The following is an 18,129-nucleotide window of genomic DNA, read 5'->3' as shown; positions in this document are numbered from 1 at the left end:
GATTGCGTAGCGAACTCGGCGGCCCTCTGCAACCTTCAAGGGGCGGCACCGGTCCATGTCGCCCAAAGTGCGCAGCCGTTCTGGGACAACGACATGGACAAAGAGAGGACCTCAATGCGCGTCGTATGAATCCGTTCAATGCGATGCGCCTTAAGGAAATGGCAGAAGCCCTTCGACGGCGCCGGCCGAACTCGTCAGCGTATAGTGAAGCCCGCCATCCGTCGGCGTTGTCGACGGGCGGTCGAGGATCGGCACGGTGAAGATCAGCTTGCCGTCCTTTTCGCTGCGGGCAGGGGTGCCGAACATGTAGTCCCGCTCGCCGGCGACAAAGAAATCCGCCGCCTCCGGATCGCCGGGAAAGCTCGCCTCGACAACCAGCGTTTCGTGGTCGCCCGGCAGCACGTTGATGCCGAAATCGGACCTTGCGGGTGTGGGCAACGCCGCGAAGCTCGCCTTCACCAGCGCCGTGTCTTCGGCATTGTCCGGATCGGAGCCGGGGTCGACGGTCAGCCGCGTCTGCACCGGAATGCAGATCGTTTCACAAATGCCCAGAAAGATGTCGGCGTCGATGACGGCTGGATCTTTCGCCGCCGACAGCGTGAACACGACCGGTAGCGAAACCGGATAGTCGTAGCCTGCCCATTTGCCGTAGCCTTCGTCATGACGCTGCGGCGGCGGGAAGGAAAGCTGGGCATCGGCGATGTTCGTGCTGGCTGAAATGTCGAGCTGCGGCGGCACGCCCGCGTCGCCCGGGTCACGCCAGTAAGTCTTCCAGCCGGGCTTGAGTGCTATGTCGAGAACGCCCTGGATGCGGCCGGCGGCATCGGCCTTGCCGCTCGTCACCAGCCGGACCTTGCCGCCTTCGCTGTTGTACCACGACGATGAAGAGGCGGCGGCGGGAAGCGCGGTTGCCGATCCGATGGCGGCGCCGAGCAGCAGGATTTTCAAGCTTTGCATGGCGGTGATTTGATCGTCCGTTCGTGGCCGCGCAATGTCTTCATGACCTTGCCGGTATCATATTTGCGTGACCTCGAGGGAAGAATGCTCTTCCTGGTCGCATAGGCTTTGGTCGAATCCCGCACGGTGCATCTTTTCGGCGCTTTGGAAACGCGTTACCTTTGCCTTCATGGACTTGTTGCGCCACAAGAAGAAGGCCGCCAGCCGCGGTTTTCTCGACGATCAGTTCCTGATTGCCATGCCCGGCATGAAGGACGACCGTTTCACGCGCTCGGTCATCTACGTCTGCGCGCACAGCGATGAAGGCGCGATGGGGCTGATCATCAACCAGACACAGCAGATGCTGTTTCCGGATCTGCTCGTGCAACTGGGCATCATGAACGAACAGGAAGCGATCCGCCTGCCGGCGCAGGCGCGCGATTTCGTCGTGCGCAATGGCGGGCCCGTTGATCGCAGCCGGGGATTTGTCCTGCATTCGGGCGACTACCGGGTGGAATCGTCGCTGACCGTTTCGGACGACATCTGCCTGACCGCCACCGTCGACATATTGCGCGCCATTTCGTCTGGCCGTGGACCCCGTCACGCGCTGATGGCGCTCGGCTATTCGGGTTGGGGCGCCGGCCAGTTGGAGACCGAGATCGCCGAGAATGGCTGGCTGACTTGCCCGGCCAACGCCGAGCTTCTGTTCGACACCGACATCGAGCGCAAATACGACCGCATCCTCGCCTCGATCGGCATCGACCTCGCCCATCTCAGCCTCGCCGCCGGACACGCCTGAATCATCATCCCAGAGCCTGTTTCGAAACTCGCTCTGGCGAGTCATATGGTGGTGGTTTCGAGAACCGGAGCGGAGCGGACTTTTGGGTCCGTGAGCACCAGAAGCGCAGAAAACATCATCAGATGGCCGTCAGAGTAGAGTCTCCAACAGGCTCTCACGCCTGCGTCAGCGGATACTGTTCCTTCAGCGTCTTCAGCACCTGGTCGCCCGGCATCGGTGCGCCGAACATGAAGCTCTGCACATATTCGCAACCCATCTGGCGCAGCTCCAGCGCATCGCTTTCGTCCGAAATGCCCTCGGCGACCACGGACAGTCCGAGTTCATGCGCCATGTTGACCATGGATTTGAGCAGCACCGCGCGTTTGGGTGTGTTGTCGTCGACAAAGCTCTTGTCGATCTTGATCGTGTCGAAGGGGAAACGCGTCAGATAGGCCAGTGAGGAATAGCCGGTGCCGAAATCGTCCAGCGACAGGCCGATGCCGAGCTGCTTCAGCTTGGTCAGCACATGGGCGGTCTGCTCGGGATTGTCCATCACCAGCGATTCGGTGAGCTCGAGCCGGAAGCAGCGCGGCTTCAGATTGGCGCGTGCGATGACCGAGCGGACATCGCTGACCAGGTCGCGGCGGATAAGCTGGCGGCTGGACAGGTTGACCGAGACCGACAGCGGCGCGTCGCCGATCTGCTTCTGCCATCCGGCGAGGTCCTCGGCCGCCTGCTGCATGGCGAACAGGCCGAGCTGCACGATCAGCCCGCAGCTTTCGGCAACCGGGATGAAATCCGCCGGCGGGATCATGCCGCGGCGCGGATGGTCCCAGCGCAGCAAGGCCTCGAAGCCGGCTACGCTGCCATCCTCCAGCCGCACGATCGGCTGATAGGCGAGTGTGAATTCGCGCCGCTCGATGGCGCGCCGCAGGTCGGATTCGAACTGCAGCCTGTCGGTGCCGACGGTGCGGAAGGCCGGGCGGAACGGCTCGATCCTGTCACCGCCGAAGCGCTTGGCCTGATGCATGGCAAGCTCGGCATCCTTGACCATGTCCTCGGCCGACATCTGCGTCGAGTTCCAGGTGATCAGTCCGATCGATGCGGTCAGCACGATCTCGCGTTTGGCGAAGGTGATCGGGTTGTTGATGGCATGCTTGATGGCATCGGCGACGGCGGCGATGCGGGACGGATCCTGTTCGGACAACAGCATCAGCGCGAACTGATCGCCGACAAAACGCGACAGCGAATCCTTCGGCTTGAGCAGCCGGTGCAGCCGGCGCGCAATGGTCAAAAGGATGGTGTCGCCGGCCGAGATGCCGAGCCCGTCATTAACCTGCTTGAAACGGTCGATATCGATGACGAAGACGGTCGGGCGTACTTTCTCCTCGGTGCGGGCGATCGAGATGACCGCTTCCAGCCGGTTCATCAACAATTCGCGGTTCGGCAGCCCGGTCAAATTGTCGTGCACGGCGTCGTGCAACAGACGCTCCTCGGATTTCTTCTGCTCGGTGACGTCGACCATGGTGCCGACGCAGCGAATGACTTCGCCGTCCGACCCGATCACCGGCCGCGCGCGCAGCGAGAACCAGTGATAGTGGCCGTCGGCGCCGCGCAGGCGGAAGTTCTGCGACACCCGGCCGCGCCGGTGTTCCAGCACCACGTCGAGCGTCGTGCGGAAGGTGTCGCGGTCGTCGGCATGCAGCACCGGCAGCCAGTTGCGCGCGGCACCGCCAAGGCTGTTTGGCGCCAGGCCGAGCTGGATGCTGACATCGGGCTTGGTGACGACGCGGTCGCGCAGCACGTCCCAGTCCCACACCGTATCGCCCGATCCGGCCACTGCCAGCGCCTGCCGCTCGAGGTCGGAGAACAGGCCCTGGTGCAGCGCGCCGCCGGCAAAGGCGTGCTGCATGACGGTGAAGCCGATCAGAAGGATGATCAGGATCAGCCCGCCACCCAATGCCGGCTGGGCGATGTCGTTGTCGAGCATACCGGTGATCGCCATCCACGACCCGCACAGCCACAACAGCACCATGACCCAACTGGGCACCAGCATGATGGCGCGATCGTAGCCGCGTATGCCGAGGAAGATGATCAGGCCGAGCCCGGTCAGCGCGGTTGCGGCGAAGGACAGCCTGGCGATGCCGGCGGCGACCGCCGGATCGACGATGGCGACGCCGGCGATCAGCAGCAGTCCAAGGATCCAGACCAGCGCGCCATAGCTGAAATGGCCGTGCCATCGGTTGAGATTGAGATAGGCGAACAGGAACACCACGAAGGTTCCCGCCAGCGCCACCTCCGTTCCCGCTCGCCACATCTGCTCGTTGCCGGGCGAGATCTCGATGATCTTGTTGAGGAAGCCGAAATCGACGCAGATATAGGCCAGCACCGCCCAGGCGAGCGCCGCGGTCGCCGGGAACATCGAGGTTCCCTTGACCACGAAAAGGATGGTCAGGAACAGCGCCAGCAGGCCGGCGATGCCGATGACGATGCCGCGAAACAGCGTGTAGGAATTGACCGAGTCCTTGTAGGATTCCGGGTCCCACAAATAGACCTGCGGCAGTTTCGGCGAAGCCAGTTCGGCGATGAAGGTGATCACCGTGCCCGGGTTCAGCGTCACCCGGAACACATCGGCGTCGGGGCTGGTCTGGCGGTCGAGAGCGAAGCCCTCGCTGGGCGTGATGGCGGCGATACGGGTCGAGCCGAGATCGGGCCAGAAGATGCCGGAATTCACCAGCCGGAAATGCGGCGCGACGATCAGCCGGTCGAGCTGCTGGTCGGTGGTGTTGGCCAGCGCGAACACCGCCCAGTCGCCGGTCGAGCGCGCATCATTGGCCTCGACCTCGATGCGCCGCACGATGCCGTCCGGTCCGGGAGCGGTCGACACCTGGAAATTCTCGCCCTGGTTCCGGTAGATCTCGACGGCGCCCGAAAGGTCGAGCGCGACGTCGTCGCGGGCAATCTTGATAGGTTCGACGGCGAAGGCCGACGATGCCGCGCACAGCGTCAGGATTGTCGCGAGGACAAAGGCGAACAGCGGCCCGTTTCGCAGGAAATTCGTCAAAAATCAGTCCTTCGTTCCAGCGCCCGGCGGATCGTCCGCGATCCGGGCGTAGAGGTAGTGATCCTGCCAGATGCCGTTGATCCTGAGATAGGATCGCAGAAGTCCTTCGCGCCGGAATCCGGCTTTTTCAAGCACGCGGATCGACCGGGCGTTGTCGGGAATACAGGCCGCTTCGATCCGGTGCAACCTCAGCGTATCGAAGGCGAAGCGCGTCACCACCTTGACCGCATCGGTCATCAGGCCACGACCGCCAAAGCGCTCGCCGATCCAATAGCCGACATGGCCGCTTTGCGAGACGCCATGGCGTATGTTGCCGAGCGTGATGCCGCCCGCCAGCTTGCCGCTGCTCTTTTCGAATATGAAGAAGGCGATCGCAGTTCCCTGCGCGTAGTCTTCGCGGTAGCGGCTGATGCGCAGCCGCCACGCGGTGCGGTCGAGTTCATCTGGAGTCCAGCGTGGCTCCCATGGTTCGAGAAAGGCACGGCTTTCGCCCCGCACCGCCGCCCATTCGCGATAGTCATTCGTGAAGGGCACGCGCAACATGACCTGGTCACCCTTCAGCGCCGGCAGGTCACGGCGAAAGAAAGGAAGCGCGAACACGACGCTTTGAGGGCTTAGACGGCGAGCTTGCGGGTCGCGGTCTGCGTGCCCGCAAGCGAATCGAGGATCGCCTCGTATGGCGCCAGCGTACCCACAGGCCCGACAGCTGTCAGCGTCGGCTTGGTCGAGAACAGCCGCGACGACAGGTCGGTCAGCCGCTCGATCGTGAGCGCCGACAGCCGTTCCATCAATTCCTCCTTGGCGATCGGCCGGCCGAACAGAAGCAGCTGCCGTGCGATCTGGGAGGCGCGGCTGGCTGGGCTTTCGGCGGACATGATCAGCCCGGCGCGATATTGGGCGCGCGCCCGGTCGAGTTCTTCCTGCAGGATCTTCTCGCCGGCCTTCTGCAGTTCGTCGATGATGACCGGCACCAGTTCGGCAATGTCGCTCTGGCCGGTCGCGGCATGGACGCCGAAGACGCCGGTGTCGGAAAAGCCCCAGTGGAAGGCATAGACCGAATAGCATAGGCCGCGCTTTTCGCGAACCTCCTGGAAAAGACGCGACGACATGCCGCCGCCGAGGATCATCGACAGCACCTGCGAGGCATAGAAGTCGCGCACATGATAGGCGCGGCCCTCGAAGCCCAGCACGATTTGCGCGTCCATCAGGTCGCGGTCCTCACGGAAGTCGCCGCCGACATATTGCGCATATTGCGGGATGGTGCTGTCGGCCTTGCTGCGGAAGCCGCCGAGTTGCTTTTCAACCTCGCGCACGAAATTGTCGTGCTTGATGTCGCCGGCAGCGACGATCACCATGCGCTCGGCGCCGTATTGCCGCTCGATGAAATCGTGCAACTGCTTCGAGGTGAAGGATTTGACGGTTTCCGGCGTGCCCAGGATCGAGCGGCCGATCGTCTGGTGGCGGAAGGCTGTCTCGGTGAAACGGTCGAAGACGATGTCGTCGGGCGTGTCGTGTGCGGCGCCGATCTCCTGCAGGATCACATGCTGCTCGCGTTCGAGCTCCTGCGGGTCGAACTCGGACTCCTGCAGGATGTCGGCAAGAATGTCGACGGCCAGCGGAACGTCGTCGGAGAGCACCCTGGCATAGTAGGAGGTGGTCTCGACGCTGGTGGCGGCGTTGATCTCGCCGCCGACGTCCTCGATCTCCGAGGCGATTTCGAAGGCGCTTCGCCTTTTCGTGCCCTTGAACGCCATGTGCTCGAGCAGATGGGCCATGCCATGCTCTTCGTCACGTTCATTGCGGGCACCTGACTTGACCCAGGCACCAAGGGCAACCGATTCGATGCTTTGAAGGGTTTCGGTGGCGACTGTCAGGCCGTTCGACAGACGGCTTACCTCAACACCCATATGGCTACTACTCCCTAACGCGCCGCCCGCGCGCGGCGGCCGACGTAATCTTCCACCATTTTCAGGTCGGATGGAAGTACCGTGTATTTTTCCTCCGATGTCATCAACCCACCTAGCCATGCGGGCAGTGCGGGCGAGACGCCGCTGGCGGCTTCGACGGCGGCGGGGAACTTTGCCGGATGGGCGGTGCCAAGCACCACCATCGGCACCGCGCCTGAAGCCTTGCCCGCCGCCACATGCACGGCTGCCGCGGTGTGCGGATCGAGCAGGTAGTTGCTGCCGGCGAGTGTCGAACGGATGGTGGCGGCGACCTCGTCCATGGTCGCGCGGCCGGCGTCGAATTCGGACCGCATCGCGGCGATTTGCTGGGTTTCGATGGTGAAAGCGCCGGACTGCTTGAGACTGTCCATGTAGCGCCGCACGGTCGCCGCGTCACGGTCGGAGGCCTCGAACAGCAAGCGCTCGAAATTCGACGACACCTGGATGTCCATCGACGGCGAAGTGGTCGCAAAAACGCCCTTGGTGCGATATTCGCCGGTTGCGAAAGTGCGCGCCAGGATGTCGTTGTCGTTGGTGGCGATGATCAGCCGCTCGATCGGCAGGCCCATCTTCTTGGCGGCGTAGCCGGCGAAGATATCGCCGAAATTACCTGTCGGCACAGTGAAGGAGACCGGCCTGTCCGGCGCGCCCAGCGACAGCGCCGAGGAGAAATAATAGACGATCTGGGCCATGATGCGGGCCCAGTTGATCGAATTGACGCCCGAAAGCGCAACCCGGTCGCGAAAGCCGTGATCGTTGAACATGTCCTTGAGCAGGCCCTGGCAATCGTCGAAATTGCCTTCGATCGCCAGCGCATGGACATTTTGCGCGGTCGACGTCGTCATCTGCCGCTGCTGCACCGGCGAGACGCGGCCATGCGGGAAAAGGATGAAGATGTCGGTGCGGCTGCGCCCGGCAAAGGCATCGATGGCGGCGCCGCCGGTATCGCCCGAGGTGGCGCCGACGATGGTGGCGTGCTGGTCGCGTTCGGCAAGCACATGGTCCATCAGTCGGGCCAGAAGCTGCATCGCCACGTCCTTGAAGGCCAGCGTCGGCCCGTGGAAGAGTTCCAGGATGAAGGTGTTGGGGCCGGTCTGCACCAGCGGGCAGACGGCCTCGTGGCGGAAGGTGGCATAGGCTTCGCGGACCAGGCGCTCGAAGACGGGCGCCGGGATTTCGTCGCCAAGGAAGGGCGACAGCACGCGGATCGCAAGGTCGGGATAGGCAAGGCCGCGCATGGCGCGGATCTCGGCAGCGGAAAACTGCGGCCACTCGCGCGGCACGTAGAGCCCGCCGTCGCGCGCCAGGCCAGCCAGCACGGCGTCCGAAAATCCAAGCACGGGCGCTTCGCCGCGGGTACTCACATAGTGCATGTCACAAATCCGTTACCGCTGGGTTTTCCGTTCACCACAAGGTGGTTAATTTCTGCGCTGGCTCAGTCGCATTTTTGCCGCGCGGTTGATATACGTCACCAGCTTTGCGAGAGGGAAGTGCAGCTTCATGGCGTTTCGTACATTCAGTGGCCGCTTTTTGGCGGGTCTGGCGCTCACCGGCTTTATGCTCGCCGCCGCCGGCTGCCAATCGAGCGACAATGGCATCCTGGACCTCGGCTTCGGCAAGAAGGATCCGACGACGCCGCCTCCGCCACAGGATCCCAAGGTCCTGGCCAGCCAGTTGCAGGCCTATTGTCCCAGAGTAACGGTGCGCGACGGCACGGCCTTCTTCAACACCTATGCCAAGGGCGTCCAGAAGCCCAAGTCGAAGGCCATGCGCAAGCCGAGGAACCAGGCCGAGGCCGAGCAACAGGCCCAGGAGGCGCAGGCCGCGGCCAACGCGGCTGCGACCGCGCCCGACGAGTCTGCGAACATCATCTACCAGGCGTCGATCAGCGACGTGACCCGTGATTGCCTGCGCGCCAACGGGCAGTTGACGATGAAGATAGCGGTCGCCGGCAAGGTTGTGCCCGGACCGAAATTCTCCCCCGGCACCATCACCATGCCGATCCGTATCGCGGTGATGCATGGCACGGATGTCCTCTACTCGCAGATCCATCCGTATCAGATCCAGGTCACCGACCCGTCGGTCGCGACGCAGTTTGTCTTCACGGATTCCAATGTCGTCGTGCCCGAACCGTCGGCGCAGGACTATCAGGCCTTTGCCGGCTATGATGAAACCGCGCCGAAGGCGACGACGGACAAGCCGAAGAAGAATCACAAGAAGAAGGCTGTCGTGACGAACTAGTCTCGCGTTGCGACGCAAATCTCTCGGGCGTCAGCCGACCACTCCGACAGCGCGGCGATCACGCTTTTCAGCTCCGCCCAGCGGCGAATGACCGTCTCGGCGCCGGCTTCCGTCAAGGCGTCGGCATGACCGGGGTAGCTGTGGCCGGCGCCGGTAAAGCCGATCACGCGCATACCGGCCGTCCTGGCGCCATGGACGCCGTGCACGGAATCCTCGATGACAAAAGTGTTCGCCGGCTTGGCGTTGAGTTTCTCCGCCGCGAACAGGAACACGTCGGGCGCCGGTTTGGTCTTCTTGCTTGGTATCTCCAGGGCCGAAAAGATCCGGCCGGCGAAATACGGCAGCAACTGCACTTTCTCCAGCATGAATTCGATCCGCTCGGAACGCGAATTCGAGCAGACGCAGTGCGGCACGGTGACCGCGGCGACCGCCTCGCGCGCACCGTCGATGGCGCGGACGTCGCTGCGCAATTTGCGATCGACCAGGTCTTCGGCGCGGTCGATCAGCGAGGCCTGGAACGGGATGCTGGATTTCTCCTCGACCCGCATCATGATGTCCTTGAAGGTCAGTCCGGCGTAGGTCTCAGCCAGTTCCTCAGCCGATATTTCGTAGCCGGCCATGGTCAGCAGTTCCGCCTCGACCCGCGCGGCGACGATTTCGGAATCGACGAGCACGCCGTCGCAATCGAAAATGACAAGGTCTGGCTGGGGCATGGTGATCCGGACAATGGGAGGATGAAGGGCCAGGGAAGGTTCAGGCGGCGCGGCATACACCAACAGGGCCGGCTTCGCAAATTTGGAGATCCGCGGTTTGGCCTTCACCGAATATTTACGCTGATCGGTAACCATAACAGAGAGTAAAACTGTAACGCGTGCCTTGGGTGTCAGAATGTCTGCCGTGCGTCTTCTCGACGAGCTATCCCACGCCCCCCAGCAATCCGAATGGCTGGACACGATCCTCAAGGGCGACTGCGTTGCCGCGCTCGATCGGCTGCCGGAAAAGTCGATCGACGTCATTTTCGCCGATCCGCCCTACAATCTGCAACTCGATGGCGACCTGCACCGGCCCGACCAATCGAAGGTCGATGCCGTCGACGACGATTGGGACCAGTTCGAGAGCTTCGAGGCCTACGACGCCTTCACCCGCGCCTGGCTGCTGGCGGCGCGGCGGGTGCTGAAGCCGAATGGAACCATCTGGGTCATCGGCTCGTATCACAACATCTTCCGGGTCGGCGCTAAGATGCAGGATCTGGGGTTCTGGATCCTCAACGACGTCGTCTGGCGCAAGACCAATCCGATGCCGAATTTCCGTGGCCGCCGGTTCCAGAATGCGCATGAGACGATGATCTGGGCGTCGCGCGACCAGAAAGGCAAGGGTTACACCTTCAACTACGAAGCCATGAAGGCCTCGAACGACGACATCCAGATGCGCTCCGACTGGCTGTTCCCGATCTGCACCGGCGGCGAGCGGCTGAAGAACGACAATGGCGACAAGCTGCATCCGACGCAGAAGCCGGAAGCACTGCTCGCCCGCATCTTGATGGCCTCGACCAAACCGGGCGACATCGTGCTCGACCCGTTCTTCGGTTCAGGCACCACCGGCGCGGTGGCCAAGCGCCTGGGCCGCCATTTCGTCGGCATCGAGCGCGAGCAGGCCTATATCGATGCCGCCAACGAGCGCATCGACGCGGTTCGGCCGCTGGACGGCGCCGATCTGACCGTGCTCACCGGCAAGCGTGCCGAGCCACGCGTCGCCTTCGTCAGCCTCATCGACACCGGGCTGATGGTTCCAGGCGCCACGCTCTACGACGCCAAGAAGCGCTGGGCGGCCAAGGTGCGCGCCGATGGCACCGTGGCGATCGGCGACAGCGCCGGCTCGATCCACAAGATCGGCGCCGAAGTGCAGGGCCTGGACGCCTGCAACGGCTGGACCTTCTGGCACTATGAGCGCAGCGGCGGCCTGACCCCGATCGACGAGCTTCGCCGCATTGCCCGGCTCGGCATGGAGCGGGCAGGGGCCTGAACCCCTGCCGATTGCGATCATTGTCGCTGACTCAAGATATCAACGGATCACCGGAAGCGATTCAAATCACGACTTGATTCCGAGGCGTTGAAGGTCTGCTTGAAGCGTTTTGGCATCGGTGAACAGCACCGCTTGCCAGCCGGCCGCCTTGGCGCCGTCGACATTCCTGGGGCTGTCGTCGATGAACAGCGTGGCCGACGGCTCGAGCCCGAACGCGGCGACGTGATGATCGTAGATGCCGCGATCCGGCTTGATCATCCCGACTTCGCCGGAGATGGTGACGCCGCGCGGCCGTTCGAGAAAATCGAAGCGTTTGCGCGCCTCGGCCAGTGTGTCGGTGGCGAAATTGGTCAGCATGGTCACGTCGTGGCCGCTCTCGATCAGGCCGACCATGATGGCAACGCTGTCGTCATAGGCATGCGGCACCATGTCGTGCCAGTAGCGGCGGAAATTGCGGATGTTTTCCGCGTGATCGGGATGCTCCGCGATCAGCAGCGCCTCGGCCTCTTGCCATGTCCGGCCGCGATCCTGCTCGATGTTCCAGTCATGCGTGCAGACATTGTCGAAGAACCACTTTCTCTCTTCGGCATCCGGAATGAGGCGGCTGAACGGGATATTCGGATCGTAGTGGATCAGCACTCTGCCGATGTCGAAAACGATGTGGCGAATTTCAGTCATGGGGCCCCTTTTGCACTGTGTGGCGACGGTTTTTTCGTCGCGCCGGGTATCGCAGCCTCGATTGCCTTTTTCATGACAGTGGGCAGTGCTTCGCCCGAAATGTCCGACGGCAGCGACCAGAAATGGCCGGCCGGCGTCTCGCCGTTCGTGTGGGCAAGGAACACGTCGAGTTCGAGCGCGAAATGGGTGAACACATGCGCGATCCGCCCCGCGGGCTTCCAGTTGCCGGGAAAGGGTGCTGCCGCTTGGGTGGTGGCGCCATCGATACGTGCCGTCCAGGCTGTCGTCGGCACTTCGGTCATGCCGCCAAGCAGGCCTTTCTCCGCCCGTTTGCGCAGCAAGATGGCGCCGTCGCCGCGCACGGCGACGAAGGCCGCGCCGCGCCGCAGGGGCTTGTCGGCCTTGGGCAGCCGCACCGGGAAATGCTCGGGATCGCCTGAAACGACCGCGCTGCAGTCTTCGCGCAGCGGGCACAGCATGCAGCGCGGCCGGCGTGGTGTGCAGATCGTGGCGCCGAGATCCATCATAGCCTGGGCGAAATCGCCCGGCCTTGTCCCTGGCACTATGCGCTCGACATGGGCGCGTATCTCGGCCTTGGCTTCGCTCAGCGGCGTTGTGATCGAAAACAGCCGGGAGATGACGCGTTCGACATTGCCGTCGACGACGGCAGCGGGGCGGTCGAAGGCAATCGCCATGATCGCCGCCGATGTATAGGCGCCGATGCCGGGCAGTTCCCTGAGGCCGGCCTCGGTGTCGGGAAACCGGCCGCCACGCCGGGCCACCAGGTCGGCGCAGGCCTTGAGATTGCGCGCGCGGGAATAGTAGCCGAGCCCGGCCCAGGCCTTCATCACATCCTCGGTCTGCGCCGCGGCCAGCGCCCCGACATCCGGCCATTTCTCGACGAAAACGCGAAAATAGGCCTTCACCGCCTCGACCGTGGTTTGCTGCAGCATGACTTCGGACAGCCAGATGCAGTAGGGATCAGGCCTCGCCCCGCGCGCATGCTCTTGCGGCGTGATGCGCCACGGCAACTCGCGATGATGCACATCGTACCAGCCGAGCAGGCGGGTCGCGATGTCGCCGAATGGGGATGCGGTCTTGCGGGTCTGGTCTGCTGGTGCCATTGATCGGGAATTGGCCTTGGCCGATGCTGGTGAGGCTGGAGAACGTACATGGCAGGGAGAACGCCCTACGGCAATCCCGTCCCGGTCAGCGATCTTGCGACCAAAATCCTCGACCCGGTGCTGCGCAAGCGGGCCGGCATCTCGATCGGCCTCGTCCAGTCGTGGGAAGAGATCGCCGGGCCACGCCTTGCCAGCCGCTCGCGTCCCGAGAAAATCCAGTGGCCACGTCGCATGCATGAAGACGATCCGTTCGAGCCGGCGGTGCTGGTCATCGCCTGCGAAGGCATGGCGGCGCTGCATCTGCAGCACGAGACCAGCGAGATCATCAACCGGGTCAATGCCTTCCTCGGTTTCACCGCCATCAGCCGGATCAGGATCCTGCAGAAGCCGGTGACAGCGGACAAAGGAAAGCGCAAACCGACCTTCAGGCCGCTGACCGCGGCCGAGAAGTCGAAATTGTCCTCGACCGTCGGCCTGGTCGACGATGATGGGCTGCGCGCCTCGCTGGAAAGGCTCGGCGCCACCATTCTTGGGGAAAGGAAGTCATAGATTTGTCGTCAATATCTCGGATTTGTCTTCAATATCTCGCATTCGTGATCGCCCCTGTCAGGTTTGGCGATTGGATTGGGGATGGAGATGCCTTAATTCGCGCCAACTCTCGCCTTTTCGTGCCTTTGCATTGCAAAATCCAACTCTTGTCAGGTGATTCGTATGAACCGTCCCCCGTTTGGCCAAAGCTTGTCTCGCAGAAACGTCCTGACTTCGCTGGCCGCCATTCCGGCGGTCGCCCTGCTCGCCGCCTGCAGCGACTCTGGCGAGCAAGCCAAGGCGGCGGACGTAAAGCCCGCGGACCCGGCCGCGCCTGCGAAGCCGGCCACGCCGGCCGCTGCTACTGCACCGGAAGCCCAGGGCACCGTGGATATGGCCGAACTGCTGAAGCCGGGTGCGCTGCCCGACAAGCAGCTTGGCAAGGACGACGCCAAGGTCACCATCGTCGAATACGCCTCGATGACCTGCCCGCACTGCGCTCATTTCGCCGAGACCACCTTTCCGGACCTGAAGACCAAATACATCGACACAGGCAAGGCCCGCTACATCCTGCGCGAATTCCCGTTCGATCCGAGCGCTGAAGCCGGATTCATGCTGGCGCGCTGCGCCAAGGATAACTATTTCCCGATGGTGGATGTGCTGTTCAGGCAGCAGGCGAACTGGGTTGGAGTGCCCAATACCAAGGATGCGCTGCTGCAAATCTCCAAGCTCGCTGGTTTTACACAGGAGTCCTTCGAGGCCTGCTTGACGGACCAGAAACTTCTGGACGATGTGAGATCGGTCCAGAAGCGCGGCGCCAATGAATTCAAGGTCGACTCGACACCGACCTTCTTCATCAACGGTAAGACCTACAAGGGGGCGATGTCGATTGCGGAAATGTCGGCCATCATCGACCCTCTGCTTTGACGCTCAGGCAGCATCGAAGCGGCCGCGCTTGGCGCCGGCCGTCCATCTGCCTTGCCGTGGATTCTCCCCGCAAAACCGCGGCACACTTTTGCTGAATCCGCTTAGTGGGCGGCGCGAATGAAGTTTTCGCGCCTTCGCCTCCTTGGTTTCAAGTCCTTCGTCGAGCCCGGCGAGTTCGTCATCGAACGCGGCCTGACGGGCATTGTCGGGCCGAATGGCTGCGGTAAGTCGAACCTGGTCGAGGCGCTGCGCTGGGTGATGGGCGAAAGCTCCTACAAGAACATGCGCGCGTCCGGCATGGACGACGTCATCTTTTCCGGCTCGGGCACGCGCCCGGCACGCAACACCGCCGAAGTCACGCTTTTCCTCGACAACAGCGACCGCTCGGCGCCCGCCGCCTTCAACGATGCCGACGAGTTGCAGGTGTCGCGCCGGATTGAGCGCGAGGCGGGCTCGCTCTATCGCATCAACGGCAAGGAAGCGCGCGCCAAGGATGTGCAGCTCCTGTTCGCCGACCAGTCGACCGGCGCGCGTTCGCCGTCGATGGTCGGGCAGGGCCGCATCGGCGAACTGATCCAGGCCAAGCCGCAGGCGCGCCGCGCCTTGCTGGAAGAGGCTGCCGGCATTTCCGGCCTGCACACCCGTCGCCACGAGGCCGAGTTGCGGCTGAAGGCGGCCGAGCAGAACCTGGAGCGCCTGGACGATGTCGTGGGCGAGCTGGAAAGCCAGATCGAAAGCCTGAAGCGCCAGGCGCGCCAGGCATCGCGCTTCAAGAACCTGTCGGCCGATATCCGTAAGGCCGAAGCGACGCTGCTGCACCTGCGCTGGACACTGGCCAAGACACAGGAAGGCGAGGCGCGCTCGGCGCTGGCTGTTGCCACCGCGCTGGTTGGTGACCGCGCCGCCGCCCAGATGGCCGCCGCAAGGGAGCAAGGCATTGGCGCCCACCGCTTGCCGGAGCTGCGCGATGCGGAAGCCGCCGCTGCCGCCGCCTTCCAGCGCCTGTCGATCGCCAGGTCGCAGATCGAGGAGGAAGCCGGCCGCATCCGCGCCCGCCAGGGCGAACTCGAGCGCCGGCTGCAGCAGCTCGACGGCGACATTGCGCGTGAGGAGCGCATGGTCCGCGACAATGCGGATATTCTTGAGCGACTTCGCACCGAAGAAGCCGCGCTCAATTCCGAAAATGCGGGTGCCGCCGAGCGCGAAGCCAGCACCCGTGCGGCTTTCGAACAGGCAGCATCGACACTTGCGGCAAGCGAAGCCAGACTCGCCGCGCTGACCGCCGAGCGGGCTGAGGCTGCCGCCTCGCGCAACCAGATCGAACGGACGCTGCGCGACACCGCGGAGCGCCGCGACCGTTTCGGCCGTCAGCTTGCCGATGTCGACCGCGAACTGTCTGACATACTCTCCAAGGTGGCCGGCCTGCCCGATCCGGCCGAGAAGCGCATGCTGGTCGAACAGGCGATGGCGCTGCTGGAGGAGGCCGAGGCTGCCGTAGCGCAGGCCGAGCAGTCGGTCATCGATACCCGCGCCACCGAAAGCGCCGCCCGGCCGCCGCTGCAGGATGCCAGGGCCGAGCTGGCACGCATCGAGACGGAAGCGCGCACGCTGGCCAAGATCCTGAATGCCGCCAGCGGCGACCTCTTCCCGGCCGTGCTGGAGCAGATCAACGTCGAGCGTGGCTTCGAGACGGCGCTGGGTGCTGCGCTTGGCGAAGACCTCGACGTGCCGCTCGACCGCAGCGCACCGGTGCATTGGGGCGAAAGCGAGATCCAGCCCGGCGATGCGGCTCTGCCTGAAGGCGTCAGGAGCCTTGCCAGCGTCGTTCACGCGCCGGCACAGCTTGCCCGCCGGCTGGCGCAGATCGGCATCGTTGTATCAGGCGATGGCCGCCGGCTGCAGGCGCTTCTTGCCCCCGGCCAGCGGCTGGTCAGCCGTGAGGGCGCGCTTTGGCGCTGGGACGGCTTTACCGCCAGTGCCGACGCGCCGACCGCCGCCGCGCAACGGCTGGCGCAGAAGAACCGGCTGGCCGAACTCGATGCCGAAGCGGTGCATGCGACGGTCGTCTTGCGCCAGGCCGAGGAGGCGCTGGCCCAGGCCGAACAGGCGCTTCGCCTAGCGAGCGAGGCCGAGCGCAATGCGCGCCAGGCCGGGCGTGACACCCAGCATCGGCTGGACGCCGCCCGCAACGCGCTGGCCGAGGCCGAAAAGGCCGGCGGCGAACTGGCAAGCCGGCGCGCGGCCCTGGATGAGGCGCGCGCCCGCATCGTCGACAGCCATGAGGAGACCTCGGCGGCCTTCGCCGAAGCCGAAATGCTGCTGCAGGACGCGCCCGATCTCGGCGATTTGCAATTGCAGCTCGAACAGTCCGCGGCCAATGTCGCCCGCGATCGTGCCACGCTTGCCGATGCGCGTGCCGTGCATGAGGGGCTGCGCCGCGAAGCCGAGGCGCGCGCGCGCCGGCTCGATGCCATTGGCGCCGAGCGCAGCAACTGGCTGGAGCGGGCCGAAAACGCCTCGACGCAGATCGCATCGCTTGGCGAACGCAAGGCCGAGGCTGAGGCCGAACGCGAGCGGCTGGCCGATGCGCCCGATGAGATCGACGCCAAACGGCGCGCCTTGCTGTCACAACTGACGGAGGCCGAGACCTTGCGCAAGGCCGCCGCCGACCGTCTGCAGGAAGCGGAAAACCGGCAATCCGAAATGGACAAGGCGGCCACCGGCGCGATCCAGTCGCTGGCCGAGGCGCGCGAGACCCGCGTCCGCGCCGAAGAGCGGCTGACCGCGGCCGACGAACGCCGGCTGGAGGTTGAGGCGCGCATCCAGGAAACGCTGAACACGCCGCCGCATCTGGTCATCCGCCACACCGGTCTGGAGGCCGACAGCCCGATGCCGGAAATGGCCGAGATCGAGCGCCAGCTCGACCGGCTGAAGATCGAGCGCGAACGGCTTGGCGCGGTCAATCTGCGCGCCGAGGAGGAACAGAAAGAGCTTTCCGACCGGCTGGAGACGATCGTCTCCGAGCGCGAGGACATCATCGAGGCGATCCGCAAGCTCAGGCAAGCAATCCAGAGCCTGAACCGCGAAGGCCGCGAGCGCTTGCTTGCCGCCTTCGATGTGGTCAACAGCCATTTCCAGCGGCTGTTCTCGCATCTGTTCGGCGGCGGCACGGCGGAGTTGCAGCTGATCGAATCCGACGATCCGCTCGAGGCCGGGCTTGAAATCCTGGCCCGCCCGCCCGGCAAGAAGCCGCAGACCATGACGCTGCTGTCCGGTGGCGAGCAGGCGTTGACGGCGATGTCGCTGATCTTTGCCGTGTTCTTGACCAATCCGGCACCGATCTGCGTGCTCGACGAAGTCGACGCACCGCTCGACGATCACAATGTCGAGCGTTTTTGCAATCTGATGGACGAGATGGCCGCAACCACCGAGACGCGTTTCGTCATCATCACCCACAACCCGATCACCATGGCGCGCATGAACCGGCTGTTCGGCGTCACGATGGCCGAGCAGGGTGTAAGCCAGCTCGTCTCGGTCGACCTGCAGGCCGCCGAGGCGATGCGCGAAGCGAGCTGAGCCGCCGCGCGACGCGCCGGCGATCTAAGCCCGCATTCGCCGGATGAGCGGGTAATTACTGCCGTGCCGAGGATGCTGTTCGCCGAGATCCTGCGACTGATCGCCGAACTGCGGCCGCGCCCTGATCCAGCGCCGGCGTGAGCCGCCCGGTTGTCATGCCTACCAGCGGAAACCACGAGACAGGTACGCCTTGTGAAGACGAAATCGACATCCCTGGCATGGAAAGCACCGTAGCCACCCACGTCGTCGCAAGGCGGCCCCGGTGGCGACGAGGTGGCGACGGTCTGGCTTGCCAATGCACGCACATGG

General features: G+C 64.1%; 14 protein-coding genes. 6 read left to right on the top strand and 8 right to left on the bottom strand.

The window, feature by feature from the left end; genetic code table 11:
• Positions 1 to 150: 150 nt before the first annotated feature.
• A complete protein-coding gene (locus HNQ71_RS04660) occupies positions 151 to 957 on the bottom strand; it encodes a protein-disulfide reductase DsbD domain-containing protein (RefSeq protein WP_184871390.1) in 807 nt (268 codons plus the stop codon).
• A 169-nt stretch (positions 958 to 1,126) separates the two neighbouring features.
• Between HNQ71_RS04660 and HNQ71_RS04655 the strand changes: the two genes are divergently transcribed.
• Positions 1,127 to 1,735, top strand: coding sequence for a YqgE/AlgH family protein (locus HNQ71_RS04655; protein WP_184871389.1), 609 nt, complete (start codon positions 1,127 to 1,129; stop codon positions 1,733 to 1,735).
• A 154-nt stretch (positions 1,736 to 1,889) separates the two neighbouring features.
• On the opposite strand, the gene HNQ71_RS04650 is transcribed toward HNQ71_RS04655, so the two are convergent.
• From HNQ71_RS04650 to thrC, 4 genes are read right to left on the bottom strand one after another with little or no spacing between them, the layout of a single operon-like run.
• Positions 1,890 to 4,778 carry an EAL domain-containing protein gene (locus HNQ71_RS04650; RefSeq protein ID WP_184871388.1) on the bottom strand — a complete coding sequence of 963 codons (2,889 nt, stop codon included), beginning with the start codon at positions 4,776 to 4,778 and terminating at the stop codon, positions 1,890 to 1,892.
• Positions 4,779 to 4,781: 3 nt separating this feature from the next.
• Positions 4,782 to 5,378, bottom strand: a complete 597-nt coding sequence (locus HNQ71_RS04645) for a GNAT family N-acetyltransferase (protein WP_184871387.1) — start codon at positions 5,376 to 5,378, stop codon at positions 4,782 to 4,784.
• A 14-nt stretch (positions 5,379 to 5,392) separates the two neighbouring features.
• Positions 5,393 to 6,685, bottom strand: a complete 1,293-nt coding sequence (locus HNQ71_RS04640; RefSeq protein ID WP_095091948.1) for a M16 family metallopeptidase — start codon at positions 6,683 to 6,685, stop codon at positions 5,393 to 5,395.
• Between the two features lie 14 nt (positions 6,686 to 6,699).
• Complete coding sequence (gene thrC / locus HNQ71_RS04635) at positions 6,700 to 8,097, bottom strand: threonine synthase (RefSeq protein WP_184871386.1); 1,398 nt, start codon at positions 8,095 to 8,097, stop codon at positions 6,700 to 6,702.
• A 127-nt stretch (positions 8,098 to 8,224) separates the two neighbouring features.
• Between thrC and HNQ71_RS04630 the strand changes: the two genes are divergently transcribed.
• Complete coding sequence (locus tag HNQ71_RS04630) at positions 8,225 to 8,965, top strand: hypothetical protein (protein ID WP_184871385.1); 741 nt, start codon at positions 8,225 to 8,227, stop codon at positions 8,963 to 8,965.
• Here HNQ71_RS04630 and HNQ71_RS04625 read toward each other — a convergent pair.
• Positions 8,962 to 9,678, bottom strand: coding sequence for an HAD family hydrolase (locus HNQ71_RS04625; RefSeq protein WP_184871384.1), 717 nt, complete (start codon positions 9,676 to 9,678; stop codon positions 8,962 to 8,964). The two genes, HNQ71_RS04630 and HNQ71_RS04625, sit on opposite strands and share 4 nt — an antisense overlap.
• Before the next feature lie 175 nt (positions 9,679 to 9,853).
• On the opposite strand from HNQ71_RS04625, the gene HNQ71_RS04620 reads away from it, so the two are divergent.
• Positions 9,854 to 10,987: a site-specific DNA-methyltransferase gene (locus tag HNQ71_RS04620; RefSeq protein ID WP_184871383.1), complete on the top strand. Its 1,134-nt coding sequence runs from the start codon at positions 9,854 to 9,856 to the stop codon at positions 10,985 to 10,987.
• Positions 10,988 to 11,053: 66 nt separating this feature from the next.
• On the opposite strand, the gene HNQ71_RS04615 is transcribed toward HNQ71_RS04620, so the two are convergent.
• Both HNQ71_RS04615 and mutY read right to left on the bottom strand, forming a co-directional pair.
• Entirely contained in the window at positions 11,054 to 11,665 is a 612-nt protein-coding gene (locus tag HNQ71_RS04615; RefSeq protein ID WP_184871382.1) for an HAD family hydrolase, read from the bottom strand.
• Positions 11,662 to 12,789 (bottom strand): A/G-specific adenine glycosylase, encoded by a 1,128-nt coding sequence (gene mutY / locus HNQ71_RS04610; protein ID WP_184871381.1) that lies wholly within the window; start codon positions 12,787 to 12,789, stop codon positions 11,662 to 11,664. The genes HNQ71_RS04615 and mutY overlap by 4 nt, the downstream gene beginning before the upstream one ends.
• Positions 12,790 to 12,837: 48 nt before the next feature.
• Between mutY and HNQ71_RS04605 the strand changes: the two genes are divergently transcribed.
• The 3 genes from HNQ71_RS04605 (at position 12,838) to smc (ending at position 17,820) form a co-directional block, all read left to right on the top strand.
• Positions 12,838 to 13,338, top strand: a complete 501-nt coding sequence (locus tag HNQ71_RS04605) for a DUF721 domain-containing protein (protein ID WP_184871380.1) — start codon at positions 12,838 to 12,840, stop codon at positions 13,336 to 13,338.
• A gap of 162 nt (positions 13,339 to 13,500) precedes the next feature.
• Entirely contained in the window at positions 13,501 to 14,244 is a 744-nt protein-coding gene (locus HNQ71_RS04600) for a DsbA family protein (RefSeq protein ID WP_184871379.1), read from the top strand.
• Positions 14,245 to 14,361: 117 nt separating this feature from the next.
• Positions 14,362 to 17,820 (top strand): chromosome segregation protein SMC, encoded by a 3,459-nt coding sequence (gene smc, locus HNQ71_RS04595; RefSeq protein WP_184871378.1) that lies wholly within the window; start codon positions 14,362 to 14,364, stop codon positions 17,818 to 17,820.
• The last annotated feature ends 309 nt before the right edge of the window (positions 17,821 to 18,129 follow it).

This window comes from Mesorhizobium sangaii, from assembly GCF_014207355.1.
GTDB lineage: Bacteria > Pseudomonadota > Alphaproteobacteria > Rhizobiales > Rhizobiaceae > Mesorhizobium > Mesorhizobium sangaii.
This window is presented reverse-complemented; position numbering and strand designations above follow the sequence as displayed.

Excerpts from the sequence above, each read along its gene's own strand:
- HNQ71_RS04660 (WP_184871390.1), bottom strand. The coding sequence starts at position 957 with ATGCAAAGCTTGAAAATCCTGCTGCTCGGCGCCGCCATCGGATCGGCA.
- HNQ71_RS04655 (WP_184871389.1), top strand. The coding sequence starts at position 1,127 with ATGGACTTGTTGCGCCACAAGAAGAAGGCCGCCAGCCGCGGTTTTCTC.
- HNQ71_RS04640 (WP_095091948.1), bottom strand. The coding sequence starts at position 6,685 with ATGGGTGTTGAGGTAAGCCGTCTGTCGAACGGCCTGACAGTCGCCACC.
- thrC (WP_184871386.1), bottom strand. The coding sequence starts at position 8,097 with ATGCACTATGTGAGTACCCGCGGCGAAGCGCCCGTGCTTGGATTTTCG.
- HNQ71_RS04630 (WP_184871385.1), top strand. The coding sequence starts at position 8,225 with ATGGCGTTTCGTACATTCAGTGGCCGCTTTTTGGCGGGTCTGGCGCTC.
- HNQ71_RS04625 (WP_184871384.1), bottom strand. The coding sequence starts at position 9,678 with ATGCCCCAGCCAGACCTTGTCATTTTCGATTGCGACGGCGTGCTCGTC.
- HNQ71_RS04620 (WP_184871383.1), top strand. The coding sequence starts at position 9,854 with ATGTCTGCCGTGCGTCTTCTCGACGAGCTATCCCACGCCCCCCAGCAA.
- HNQ71_RS04615 (WP_184871382.1), bottom strand. The coding sequence starts at position 11,665 with ATGACTGAAATTCGCCACATCGTTTTCGACATCGGCAGAGTGCTGATC.
- mutY (WP_184871381.1), bottom strand. The coding sequence starts at position 12,789 with ATGGCACCAGCAGACCAGACCCGCAAGACCGCATCCCCATTCGGCGAC.
- HNQ71_RS04605 (WP_184871380.1), top strand. The coding sequence starts at position 12,838 with ATGGCAGGGAGAACGCCCTACGGCAATCCCGTCCCGGTCAGCGATCTT.
- HNQ71_RS04600 (WP_184871379.1), top strand. The coding sequence starts at position 13,501 with ATGAACCGTCCCCCGTTTGGCCAAAGCTTGTCTCGCAGAAACGTCCTG.
- smc (WP_184871378.1), top strand. The coding sequence starts at position 14,362 with ATGAAGTTTTCGCGCCTTCGCCTCCTTGGTTTCAAGTCCTTCGTCGAG.